The 12,365-nt window shown below is 50.4% G+C and carries 11 protein-coding genes and 1 pseudogene; 7 read left to right on the forward strand and 5 right to left on the reverse strand.

The genetic code is table 11. From position 1 onward, the window contains the following. Positions 1 to 64: IS1 family transposase (locus tag K0778_RS00005; protein ID WP_001676991.1), on the reverse strand; the 64-nt coding region annotated here is incomplete at its 3' end. 57 nt (positions 65 to 121) lie between these two features. Between K0778_RS00005 and ymdA the strand changes: the two are divergent. From ymdA to clsC, 3 genes and pseudogenes are all read left to right on the forward strand, one after another. After that, positions 122 to 211, forward strand: a pseudogene (gene ymdA / locus K0778_RS00010) (protein YmdA); the annotation flags it as partial. A gap of 94 nt (positions 212 to 305) precedes the next feature. Next, on the forward strand, positions 306 to 839 hold the full coding sequence (ymdB, locus tag K0778_RS00015; RefSeq protein WP_000857405.1) for an O-acetyl-ADP-ribose deacetylase: 534 nt from the start codon (positions 306 to 308) through the stop codon (positions 837 to 839). Beyond that, on the forward strand, positions 781 to 2,262 hold the full coding sequence (clsC, locus tag K0778_RS00020; protein WP_001307714.1) for a cardiolipin synthase ClsC: 1,482 nt from the start codon (positions 781 to 783) through the stop codon (positions 2,260 to 2,262). The genes ymdB and clsC overlap by 59 nt, the downstream gene beginning before the upstream one ends. 7 nt (positions 2,263 to 2,269) lie before the next feature. Here the strand turns inward: clsC and mdoC are convergent, their stop codons facing one another. After that, positions 2,270 to 3,427, reverse strand: a complete 1,158-nt coding sequence (gene mdoC, locus K0778_RS00025) for a glucans biosynthesis protein MdoC (protein WP_063084661.1) — start codon at positions 3,425 to 3,427, stop codon at positions 2,270 to 2,272. Positions 3,428 to 3,820: 393 nt separating this feature from the next. Between mdoC and mdoG the strand changes: the two genes are divergently transcribed. The 3 genes from mdoG (at position 3,821) to K0778_RS00040 (ending at position 8,292) form a co-directional block, all read left to right on the forward strand. Beyond that, positions 3,821 to 5,356, forward strand: coding sequence for a glucans biosynthesis protein MdoG (gene mdoG / locus K0778_RS00030; RefSeq protein WP_001343212.1), 1,536 nt, complete (start codon positions 3,821 to 3,823; stop codon positions 5,354 to 5,356). Beyond that, on the forward strand, positions 5,349 to 7,892 hold the full coding sequence (gene mdoH, locus K0778_RS00035; protein WP_001295445.1) for a glucans biosynthesis glucosyltransferase MdoH: 2,544 nt from the start codon (positions 5,349 to 5,351) through the stop codon (positions 7,890 to 7,892). Before mdoG ends, mdoH begins: the two co-directional genes overlap by 8 nt. Before the next feature lie 172 nt (positions 7,893 to 8,064). Next, entirely contained in the window at positions 8,065 to 8,292 is a 228-nt protein-coding gene (locus K0778_RS00040; protein WP_001237205.1) for a YceK/YidQ family lipoprotein, read from the forward strand. Here K0778_RS00040 and K0778_RS00045 read toward each other — a convergent pair whose 3' ends face one another. The 3 genes from K0778_RS00045 to lpxL all read right to left on the reverse strand — a co-directional run bounded on the left by K0778_RS00045 (position 8,293) and on the right by lpxL (position 11,068). Further along, positions 8,293 to 8,667, reverse strand: coding sequence for an acidic protein MsyB (locus tag K0778_RS00045; protein WP_000180056.1), 375 nt, complete (start codon positions 8,665 to 8,667; stop codon positions 8,293 to 8,295). 82 nt (positions 8,668 to 8,749) lie between these two features. Continuing rightward, on the reverse strand, positions 8,750 to 9,976 hold the full coding sequence (mdtG, locus tag K0778_RS00050) for a multidrug efflux MFS transporter MdtG (protein WP_000074172.1): 1,227 nt from the start codon (positions 9,974 to 9,976) through the stop codon (positions 8,750 to 8,752). A gap of 171 nt (positions 9,977 to 10,147) precedes the next feature. Next, positions 10,148 to 11,068, reverse strand: coding sequence for a kdo(2)-lipid IV(A) lauroyltransferase (gene lpxL / locus K0778_RS00055; protein WP_000183364.1), 921 nt, complete (start codon positions 11,066 to 11,068; stop codon positions 10,148 to 10,150). 224 nt (positions 11,069 to 11,292) lie between these two features. On the opposite strand from lpxL, the gene K0778_RS00060 reads away from it, so the two are divergent. Then, positions 11,293 to 12,345 carry a rhodanese-related sulfurtransferase gene (locus tag K0778_RS00060; RefSeq protein WP_063084660.1) on the forward strand — a complete coding sequence of 351 codons (1,053 nt, stop codon included), beginning with the start codon at positions 11,293 to 11,295 and terminating at the stop codon, positions 12,343 to 12,345. Positions 12,346 to 12,365: the final 20 nt, after the last annotated feature.

A 12,365-nucleotide genomic window follows, 5' to 3' on the forward strand; every position in this document is an offset into this window, starting at 1 on the left:
TGCCGTTACGCACCACCCCGTCAGTAGCTGAACAGGAGGGACAGCTGATAGAAACAGAAGCCACTGGAGCACCTCAAAAACACCATCATACACTAAATCAGTAAGTTGGCAGCATCACCGCAATGTCAAAAACGCGCAAATAGCCTCAGTAAAAGTGCAGTATCTTGATAAACAGAAAAAGCTGGCTGTAATGAACATCGAATATAACTAAGTTTCTGAACAACTCACGTTGCTGAGCAGAAAAATGCGATTTAACCAAAAAGCCTGCTGTACACTTAAGAAACAAGAAGGTGTAAGGAGGCGTTATGAAAACGCGTATTCATGTTGTGCAGGGTGATATTACCAAACTGGCCGTTGATGTGATTGTGAATGCGGCTAATCCGTCATTAATGGGAGGCGGCGGCGTCGATGGGGCCATTCATCGCGCAGCGGGTCCGGCCCTGCTGGATGCTTGTTTAAAAGTCAGGCAACAGCAGGGCGATTGCCCTACGGGGCATGCCGTTATTACGCTTGCAGGCGATCTTCCCGCTAAAGCCGTAGTGCACACCGTCGGGCCAGTCTGGCGTGGTGGTGAACAAAACGAAGACCAGCTTTTGCAGGATGCCTATCTCAATAGCCTACGACTGGTGGCGGCAAACAGCTATACGTCAGTGGCTTTTCCTGCAATCAGTACTGGGGTTTATGGTTACCCTCGTGCGGCAGCGGCTGAAATCGCAGTAAAAACCGTTTCAGAATTTATTACCCGTCACGCTTTACCCGAACAGGTATACTTTGTCTGTTATGATGAAGAAAACGCCCACCTCTACGAAAGACTCCTTACCCAACAAGGAGATGAATGATTTGCCCCGGCTGGCGAGCGCGGTGCTGCCACTGTGTTCGCAACATCCCGGTCAGTGTGGCCTTTTTCCTCTGGAGAAAAGTCTGGATGCGTTTGCCGCCCGGTATCGTCTGGCCGAAATGGCAGAGCATACGCTCGATGTTCAGTATTACATCTGGCAGGACGATATGTCGGGTCGGTTACTGTTTTCCGCCCTGTTAGCCGCAGCAAAGCGTGGCGTTCGCGTCCGTTTGTTGCTGGACGACAACAATACGCCCGGACTTGACGACATTTTACGCTTGCTTGACAGTCATCCACGCATTGAAGTCCGGCTTTTTAATCCTTTCTCGTTTCGCTTGCTGCGTCCGCTTGGTTATATCACCGACTTTTCCCGTCTTAATCGCCGTATGCACAATAAAAGTTTCACTGTCGATGGCGTGGTGACCCTGGTGGGAGGACGAAATATTGGTGATGCCTATTTTGGAGCAGGGGAGGAGCCACTTTTTTCGGATTTAGATGTCATGGCAATAGGACCCGTGGTAGAGGACGTTGCCGATGATTTCGCCCGCTACTGGTATTGCAAATCGGTTTCACCCTTACAGCAGGTGCTGGATGTCCCGGAGGGTGAAATGGCGGATCGCATCGAGTTACCCGCCTCCTGGCATAACGATGCCATGACGCATCGTTATTTACGCAAAATGGAATCCAGTCCATTTATAAATCATCTGGTTGATGGAACATTGCCGCTTATCTGGGCGAAGACACGTTTATTAAGTGATGATCCGGCGAAAGGGGAGGGCAAGGCAAAACGGCATTCACTGTTACCGCAGCGCCTGTTCGATATCATGGGCTCACCCAGTGAACGCATCGATATTATCTCTTCCTATTTTGTACCGACACGCGCAGGTGTGGCGCAACTCTTACGGATGGTGAGAAAAGGGGTAAAGATTGCGATCCTAACCAATTCTCTTGCCGCTAACGATGTTGCTGTCGTCCATGCCGGATACGCGCGCTGGCGCAAAAAATTGCTCCGCTATGGCGTGGAATTATATGAACTCAAGCCGACGCGTGAACAAAGTAGTACGTTACACGATCGCGGCATAACCGGTAATTCCGGAGCCAGCCTGCATGCTAAAACCTTTAGCATCGATGGTAAAACGGTGTTTATCGGCTCTTTCAATTTCGATCCGCGTTCAACATTGCTCAATACTGAAATGGGCTTCGTGATAGAGAGCGAAACGCTGGCACAGTTAATTGATAAACGCTTTATTCAGAGCCAGTATGATGCGGCCTGGCAGCTCCGTCTGGACAGGTGGGGACGGATCAACTGGGTTGATCGTCATGCAAAGAAAGAGATTATTCTCAAAAAAGAACCCGCCACCAGTTTCTGGAAGCGGGTTATGGTCAGACTGGCGTCGATATTGCCCGTGGAATGGTTATTGTAAATGTGGCTTAACGGGCTGGTGCTTTATCGTTCTCACGCTTAACAACCGGTTTACCAGAGAACAAAAACTTCAGTAACGGGATGCGCAAATGAATTTCATACAGAATTATCGCAATCCCTACTACAAATATCAGGCCACAGAGAAAACCAAGCCAGTTGGAGGTGATGTGCGGTGTAATGTATGCGCCGAAAAACAGCGTTAACGGGTGGTGAACCAGATAGATAAACAGCGATGCGTTAACAAAATAAGTCACCCGCGCTGACTGGAAGTTAAGCAAACGGTGGCCAAAGAAGAAGACCACATTCACCATCCACAGACCGAGGACCATGGTGATCACCGACTCGGTTTCGTACATCCAGGCATCGCCACTGCCATAGCGCTGGTTGAGTAAATAAGCGACAAACGCCAATGCTGCTGCAAGGGTACAGCCACGAGACGGCGTGGTAAACAAGGCTTTAAGATGAGGGAAAATGAAAGCCAGTGCGCCGAGGATAAAGAACGGCAAATAAAACAGCGTTTGCATGACAATAAAATTGAACATGCCATTACTCAGAATGGGCGGATACACAATAAAAATCGTTCTTCTTATTACCGCATAACCGATGCCGAGGCATAAAAAAATCACCGATAGTTTTACCATCGAGAATTTTTTATTCGTTTTATCAGAATTTTCTAAATTATTTCTGATGCGCTTAAATATCCATACGCACAGCGTCGTCATGACCACTAACACCAGTAAAAACCACAGGTGTGATATTAATTCCCAGGCCAACGTATTATATTTGTCATACAATGACAGCCCAGGCCAACTTTCCGCTTTTCCTTTGACATATTGCAGCATAATAAATTGCGGTAATGTCAGTAGGGGGATGGCTGTTAACATCGGGATACCTACACGTTCGACACGTACTTTCCACCATTTTTTCAAGGGATAGCGTAAAAAAAGCATGTAGGAAAAGTAGCCGGATATAACGAAAAATACCTGCATGCGGAACGAGTGGATGAAGTCATTAAAAAGGGTCAGCCACAATGATGATTCGGCGCTATTCACATGCCATGTATGGCTCGAATAGATTAAAGAAATATGAAAAGGTATCCCTAACAACATCAGCCAGGCGCGGATGGAGTCGAGGAAATATTCACGTTGCGCGGGTACTGGGTTCATATATGGTTAACTAATCTCGGATTTTTCGTCTTATCCCTGTCGGGTTATGCCTTTAGGCTTGTTGCCATAGTGACACCGACCTGACCGCGCCAGGCGCAGGCTTCAAGGTTTTTATGCATAGCATCATCGCTACCACTAACCAGAATGGAAGCGTCTGTAAGACGGTTGATAAATAAATTTGCTGGCAAACCCTACACGAAGTCGATGCTTCTGTCTTTAGGAGAAGCACGGAAAGTGAAAACGGTTGCAATCAGGTGCTTAATCCATGAGCCAGCGTGCTGAACGATACCGGGATTCTGTTGTCGGAATGGCTGGTTATCCATTAAAATAGATCGGATCGATATAAGCACACAAAGGGGGAAGTGCTTACTAATTATGAAACATAAACTACAAATGATGAAAATGCGTTGGTTGAGTGCTGCAGTAATGTTAACCCTGTATACATCTTCAAGCTGGGCTTTCAGTATTGATGATGTCGCAAAGCAAGCTCAATCTTTAGCCGGGAAAGGCTACGAGACGCCCAAAAGCAACTTGCCCTCCGTTTTCCGCGATATGAAATACGCGGACTATCAGCAGATCCAGTTTAATCATGACAAAGCGTACTGGAACAATCTGAAGACCCCATTCAAACTCGAGTTCTACCATCAGGGTATGTACTTCGATACCCCGGTCAAAATAAATGAAGTGACTGCCACCGCAGTCAAACGAATCAAATACAGCCCGGATTATTTCACTTTCGGCGATGTTCAGCATGACAAAGATACGGTAAAAGACCTTGGCTTTGCCGGTTTTAAAGTGCTTTACCCGATCAACAGCAAAGATAAAAACGATGAAATCGTCAGCATGCTCGGGGCCAGCTATTTCCGCGTGATTGGTGCAGGTCAGGTTTATGGCCTTTCTGCCCGCGGCCTGGCAATTGATACCGCCTTGCCATCGGGTGAAGAATTTCCGCGCTTCAAAGAGTTCTGGATCGAGCGTCCAAAACCGACTGATAAACGTTTAACCATCTATGCATTGCTTGACTCGCCGCGTGCGACAGGTGCTTACAAATTCGTGGTTATGCCAGGGCGTGACACGGTTGTGGATGTGCAGTCGAAAATCTATCTGCGCGATAAAGTCGGCAAACTGGGGGTTGCACCGTTAACCAGTATGTTCCTGTTTGGGCCGAACCAACCGTCGCCTGCAAATAACTATCGTCCGGAGTTGCACGACTCTAACGGTCTCTCTATCCATGCCGGTAATGGCGAATGGATCTGGCGTCCGTTGAATAACCCGAAACATTTAGCGGTCAGCAGCTTCTCCATGGAAAACCCGCAAGGCTTTGGTCTGTTGCAGCGCGGTCGTGATTTCTCCCGCTTTGAAGATCTCGATGATCGTTACGATCTCCGTCCAAGCGCATGGGTGACTCCGAAAGGGGAGTGGGGTAAAGGCAGCGTTGAGCTGGTGGAAATTCCAACCAACGATGAAACCAACGATAACATCGTCGCTTACTGGACGCCGGATCAGCTGCCGGAGCCGGGTAAAGAGATGAACTTTAAATACACCATCACCTTCAGCCGTGATGAAGACAAACTGCATGCGCCAGATAACGCATGGGTGCAACAAACGCGTCGTTCAACGGGGGATGTGAAGCAGTCGAACCTGATTCGCCAGCCTGACGGTACTATCGCCTTTGTGGTCGATTTTACCGGCGCAGAGATGAAAAAACTGCCAGAGGATACCCCGGTCACAGCGCAAACCAGCATTGGTGATAATGGTGAGATAGTTGAAAGCACGGTGCGCTATAACCCGGTTACCAAAGGCTGGCGTCTGGTGATGCGTGTGAAAGTGAAAGATGCCAAGAAAACCACTGAAATGCGTGCTGCGCTGGTGAATGCCGATCAGACGTTGAGTGAAACCTGGAGCTACCAGTTACCTGCCAATGAATAAGACAACTGAGTACATTGACGCAATGCCCATCGCCGCAAGCGAGAAAGCGGCATTGCCGAAGACTGATATCCGCGCCGTTCATCAGGCGCTGGATGCCGAACACCGCACCTGGGCGCGGGAGGATGATTCCCCGCAAGGCTCGGTAAAGGCGCGTCTGGAACAAGCCTGGCCAGATTCACTTGCTGATGGACAGTTAATTAAAGACGACGAAGGGCGCGATCAGCTGAAGGCGATGCCAGAAGCAAAACGCTCCTCGATGTTTCCCGACCCGTGGCGTACCAACCCGGTAGGCCGTTTCTGGGATCGCCTGCGTGGACGCGATGTCACGCCGCGCTATCTGGCTCGTTTGACCAAAGAAGAGCAGGAGAGCGAGCAAAAGTGGCGTACCGTCGGTACCATCCGCCGTTACATTCTGTTGATCCTGACGCTCGCGCAAACTGTCGTCGCGACCTGGTATATGAAGACCATTCTTCCTTATCAGGGTTGGGCGCTGATTAATCCTATGGATATGGTTGGTCAGGATTTGTGGGTTTCCTTTATGCAGCTTCTGCCTTATATGCTGCAAACCGGTATCCTGATCCTCTTTGCGGTACTGTTCTGTTGGGTGTCCGCCGGATTCTGGACGGCGTTAATGGGCTTCCTGCAACTGCTTATTGGTCGCGATAAATACAGTATATCTGCGTCAACAGTTGGCGATGAACCATTAAACCCGGAGCATCGCACGGCGTTGATCATGCCTATCTGTAACGAAGACGTGAACCGTGTTTTTGCTGGCCTGCGTGCAACGTGGGAATCAGTAAAAGCCACCGGGAATGCCAAACACTTTGATGTCTACATTCTTAGTGACAGTTATAACCCGGATATCTGCGTCGCAGAGCAAAAAGCCTGGATGGAGCTTATCGCTGAAGTCGGTGGCGAAGGTCAGATTTTCTATCGCCGCCGCCGTCGCCGCGTGAAGCGTAAAAGCGGTAATATCGATGACTTCTGCCGTCGCTGGGGCAGCCAGTACAGCTACATGGTGGTGCTGGATGCTGACTCGGTAATGACCGGTGATTGTTTGTGCGGGCTGGTGCGCCTGATGGAAGCCAACCCGAACGCCGGGATCATTCAGTCGTCGCCGAAAGCGTCCGGTATGGATACGCTGTATGCGCGCTGTCAGCAGTTCGCGACCCGCGTGTATGGGCCACTGTTTACAGCCGGTTTGCACTTCTGGCAACTTGGCGAGTCGCACTACTGGGGACATAACGCGATTATCCGCGTGAAACCGTTTATCGAGCACTGCGCACTGGCTCCGCTGCCGGGCGAAGGTTCCTTTGCCGGTTCAATCCTGTCACATGACTTCGTGGAAGCGGCGTTGATGCGCCGTGCAGGTTGGGGGGTCTGGATTGCTTACGATCTCCCGGGTTCTTATGAAGAATTGCCGCCTAACTTGCTTGATGAGCTAAAACGTGACCGCCGATGGTGCCACGGTAACCTGATGAACTTCCGTCTGTTCCTGGTGAAGGGTATGCACCCGGTTCACCGTGCGGTGTTCCTGACGGGCGTGATGTCTTATCTCTCCGCTCCGCTGTGGTTTATGTTCCTCGCGCTCTCTACTGCATTGCAGGTAGTGCATGCGTTGACCGAACCGCAATACTTCCTGCAACCACGGCAGTTGTTCCCAGTGTGGCCGCAGTGGCGTCCTGAGCTGGCGATTGCACTTTTTGCTTCGACCATGGTGCTGTTGTTCCTGCCGAAGTTATTGAGCATTTTGCTTATCTGGTGCAAAGGAACGAAAGAATACGGCGGCTTCTGGCGCGTTACATTATCGTTGCTGCTGGAAGTGCTTTTTTCCGTGCTGCTGGCTCCGGTACGCATGCTGTTCCATACGGTCTTCGTTGTCAGCGCGTTCCTTGGCTGGGAAGTGGTGTGGAATTCACCGCAGCGTGATGATGACTCCACTTCCTGGGGTGAAGCGTTCAAACGCCACGGCTCACAGCTGCTGTTAGGGTTAGTGTGGGCTGTTGGGATGGCGTGGCTGGATCTGCGTTTCCTGTTCTGGCTGGCACCGATTGTCTTCTCGTTGATCCTGTCACCGTTTGTTTCGGTGATTTCCAGCCGTGCCACCGTTGGTCTGCGCACCAAACGCTGGAAACTGTTCCTGATCCCGGAAGAGTATTCGCCGCCGCAGGTGCTGGTTGATACCGATCGGTTCCTTGAGATGAATCGTCAACGCTCCCTTGATGATGGCTTTATGCACGCAGTGTTTAACCCGTCATTTAACGCTCTGGCAACCGCAATGGCGACCGCGCGTCACCGCGCCAGTAAGGTGCTGGAAATCGCCCGTGACCGCCACGTTGAACAGGCGCTGAACGAGACGCCAGAGAAGCTGAATCGCGATCGTCGCCTGGTGCTGCTAAGCGATCCGGTGACGATGGCCCGTCTGCATTTCCGTGTCTGGAATTCCCCGGAGAGATATTCTTCATGGGTGAGTTATTACGAAGGGATAAAGCTCAATCCACTGGCATTGCGTAAACCGGATGCGGCTTCGCAATAAAAACGTAGTTGCCTGATGCGCTACGCTTATCAGGCCTACATCGTTCCTGCAATTTATTGATTTTGCAAGACTTTGTGGGTCGGATAAGGCGTTCACGCCGCATCCGGCAAAAACAACGAGCCAATAAAAATACCGGCGTTATGCCGGTATTTTTTTACGAAAGAGGTATCAAATGCGTTTAATTGTGGTGAGCATCATGGTGACCTTGCTGAGTGGCTGTGGCAGCATTATTAGTCGCACTATACCGGGGCAGGGGCATGGCAACCAATATTATCCCGGTGTGCAATGGGATGTGCGTGACTCCGCCTGGCGTTATGTCACGATCCTTGATCTGCCATTCTCTCTGGTTTTTGATACTTTACTGCTGCCGATCGACATTCATCATGGCCCGTATGAGTGATTAACGTTCATCCCACTCATCAGCTGCTGCGCGTCCTTCCTCGGTATCCAGCGGTGGCTCAAGCTGAAATTCCCCCTCGTCCCATTCATGTAATGTATTCTCTTCCTGCCACTCCTGGCGTATCTCTATCTCATCATAGTCGCCATCAAAAACACTTTGCGCGGCTTCACCGCTAAGCATAGGTAAACATTCACCTTCTTCCCCTTCGTCGGCAAAAAACTCAACTTGCCACATGATGTCGCCGTCCTGCAAAACGTATTTTTGGGCATTGAACTGTTGCACATTCGCATCTTCGGCGTCGATGCCGGGGTTGTCTGCAAGAAATTCTTCGCGTGCAGCGTCAATGGCTTCTTCAAGCGTTGCGTACATGGTCATCACGATTCTCCCTTTGAGTTGATGAGGTTTCAGGGAAAAGGATAGCTGATTCTCCGCTTTTGCAAGTATGAAAGGCGAAAAATCAGTTCGATACCTGGGGTATTCGACGACGACGTAGACTGTTCCATGAATAGACTGCGTTGAATAACACTACGCCAGCGGTGACGAGAAATACCGCTCTGAAACCGTAGTTCGCTGAAATCGCTGCTCCCATCAATGGTCCGGTAACGTTGCCAATATCACGAAACGATTGGTTATAGCTGAAGATACGCCCGGCGATCTGGTTGCTCGAGTTGTAAACCAACAGTGTCTGTACGGCGGGGAGTAGTGCACCATCGGCGGCACCGAGCAAAAAACGTAAAATCCCAAGTTGCAATGGCGTCTGAACGTAAGACATTGGGATCAACAGCAGTACAGAAAAGATCAGCGCTGTAATCAGGATCTTTTCGGGTCCGATTCGATCGCCAAGTTTGCCGAGTCGTGGTGCACTTAGCAGAGCCGCCACGCCTGGCACCGAGGCGATCATGCCACTGATAAAGGCGACGTTACTGACGTTACCCGCCAGTTCGCGGACATACAGCGTCAGAATGGGGGCAATTGAGCCCGTCGCCACCTGGATGATTAACGTAGTGACAAACAGGCTGAGTACCAGTTTCGGGTTTTTAAGTGATGTCACCACTTCCCGCATGTGCAGCATCTCTTTTTTGCTGACCGGCTGGAATTTTTCTCTGATGCAAAACAGGGTGACGAAAAAGCAGAGTATGAGCACACTGGCGGTAATAAAGAATACCGGACGTAAGCCGTAGCTATCGGCGAGCAGGCCGCCAGCCATTGGGCCGAGCAACGCACCACTAACGCCGCCTGTGGAGAGCGTACCCAGCGCCCAGCCGCTTTTATTACGCGGTACTTGTGTGGCGATAAGAGCATTAGCATTGGGGACAAATCCGCCAAGTAACCCAAGAAGCGCCCGCAGGATCAAAAACTGCCAGATATTTTGTGCCAGCCCCATCAACACCATCACGATGCCCATGCCGAGGGCAGAGCGTAATAGCATGAGTTTTCGGCCTTTACGGTCGGCGAGTCCACCCCAAAACGGTGAGGCGATGGCCGAAAATAAAAATGTAATGCTGAAGACAATACCGGACCACATATTCAGGGCGGAGTGACCGGTAACGCCAAGCTGCTCAACGTAGAGGGGTAAGAAGGGCATTACCAGACTGAAGGCGGCACCGGTAAGAAAACAGCCTAGCCAGGCGACGATCAGGTTTCGTTTCCAGTTTATAGGGGTGTCATTTTCACAGGGTGACATAGCAATCCGCTGTTGGTGCGCCAGGCGCGGTGAACATAAGAAGAAAAGATAAGCACACTAATTATGCGCCCGACTTCCAGGGGGCGCAATCCAGAGAGCTTTTATCGCTAAATCAGGGGGATTTGCTGTGGTAATGCCGGATGCCATTCTGAAGCATCCGGCATGGGAGATTTAATAGCGTGAAGGAACGCCTTCCGGGCGTGTTTTAAAGCGACGGTGTAACCACATATACTGCTCTGGTGCCATCATGATGCATTTTTCGACCACTTTGTTCATCCACGCGGCGGTAGTTTCGGCATCATCCAGTGGCGGAGAACACTCTGGCGGCAGCATAATCAATTGATACCCTTTGCCATCTGGCTTACGGCGTGGAACGAAGGGCACCAGACATGCGCCGGACATCCGTGCCAGCATCCAGGTTCCGGTCGTGGTCGCAGCCTGCTCAACGGCAAACAACGGGACGAAAACGCTTGAGCGCGGGCCGTAATCATGATCCGGTGCGTACCAGACCACTTCGCCTTTTTTCAGGGCTTTAATCATGCCTTTTAAATCTTTGCGGTCGAGCATCGATTTATTTGAGCGCAAACGGCCCCAGGTTTGTAGCCAGTCAATCAGTGGATTATCGTTCGGGCGATAAACGCCAATACCCGGTTCCTGCATACCAAACTGCCGCGCACCCAGCTCCAGTGTCAGAAAATGGATGCCAACTAACAGGATGCCGCGTTTTTGCGCCTGCACGTCACGAATGTGTTCCATGCCGATCACTTCCGTCCAGCGGGCGATTCGGCGGTCCGGCCAGAACCACGCCATGCCGGTTTCCATCAGGCCCATGCCAACGGATTCGAAATTCTTCACCACCATTTTACGGCGTTCTTGTTCGCTCATTTCCGGGAAGCACAGTTCCAGGTTGCGATGCACAATTTTTGCGCGTCGTTTCATAAAACGTAACGCCAGTTTTCCTAATCCACAACCGAGGCGGTAGATAACCGGGTAGGGCAATTGCACGACTAACCAAAGTACGCCAATACCCAACCAGGTTAACCAATAACGCGGATGAAGCAGTGCGGTGGAGAACTTGGGTAGATTCGTCATATCAATCCTGTTTTTCAACCTATTCGGGCAATTGTATGTATTGTCGCATTTTTTCGCCCGCAACCAAAATTTGTGGCTGAAGACTGGGCGAAATTGCCGCGCTTGTAAATAACAAATAATTTTTAATGCGCAAATGTAGCGTAAAATGTGTGGATGTTAATTATCGATAATTGCTATATCATGCCGCGGATTTTTACTTTCCCATCTCGCAGGAACCGTACACCATGCCAGTGTTACACAACCGCATTTCCAACGACGCGCTAAAAGCCAAAATGTTGGCTGAGAGCGAACCGCGAACCACCATTTCGTTTTACAAGTATTTCCACATCGCCGATCCTAAGACGACCCGTGACGCTTTATATCAGCTGTTTACCGCGCTGAATGTTTTTGGGCGAGTGTATCTGGCGCATGAGGGCATTAACGCGCAAATCAGCGTACCTGCGAGCAATGTTGAAACATTTCGCGCGCAGCTCTATGCCTTCGACCCGGCTTTAGAGGGTTTACGCCTGAATATCGCGTTGGATGATGACGGGAAATCCTTCTGGGTACTGCGCATGAAGGTACGCGATCGCATTGTTGCCGACGGTATTGACGATCCTCACTTTGATGCCAGCAATGTTGGTGAGTATCTGCAAGCGGCGGAAGTGAACGCCATGCTTGACGATCCCGATGCACTATTTATCGACATGCGTAACCACTATGAGTATGAAGTGGGGCACTTTGAAAACGCGCTCGAAATTCCGGCAGATACCTTCCGTGAGCAGCTGCCAAAAGCAGTCGAGATGATGCAGGCACATAAAGATAAAAAAATCGTCATGTACTGCACCGGCGGCATTCGTTGTGAAAAGGCCAGTGCCTGGATGAAACATAACGGATTCAACAAAGTCTGGCATATCGAGGGCGGAATTATTGAATACGCCCGTAAGGCGCGCGAGCAGGGCTTGCCGGTGCGTTTTATTGGCAAAAATTTTGTTTTTGACGAGCGGATGGGCGAACGTATATCGGATGAGATTATCGCGCATTGCCACCAGTGCGGCGCGCCGTGCGACAGCCATACCAACTGTAAAAATGATGGCTGCCACCTGCTGTTTATTCAGTGTCCAGTATGCGCGGAAAAATACAAAGGTTGTTGTAGTGAGATTTGCTGCGAAGAAAGCGCGTTACCGCCAGAAGAACAGCGACGCCGTCGGGCAGGACGTGAAAATGGCAATAAGATCTTTAATAAGTCTCGTGGACGTCTGAATACAACACTGTGCATTCCTGATCCAACAGAATAAATATCATTGCCGGATGCGTG

This window comes from Escherichia sp. XD33 (genome assembly GCF_019375075.1).
Classification (GTDB): domain Bacteria; phylum Pseudomonadota; class Gammaproteobacteria; order Enterobacterales; family Enterobacteriaceae; genus Enterobacter; species Enterobacter flexneri_A.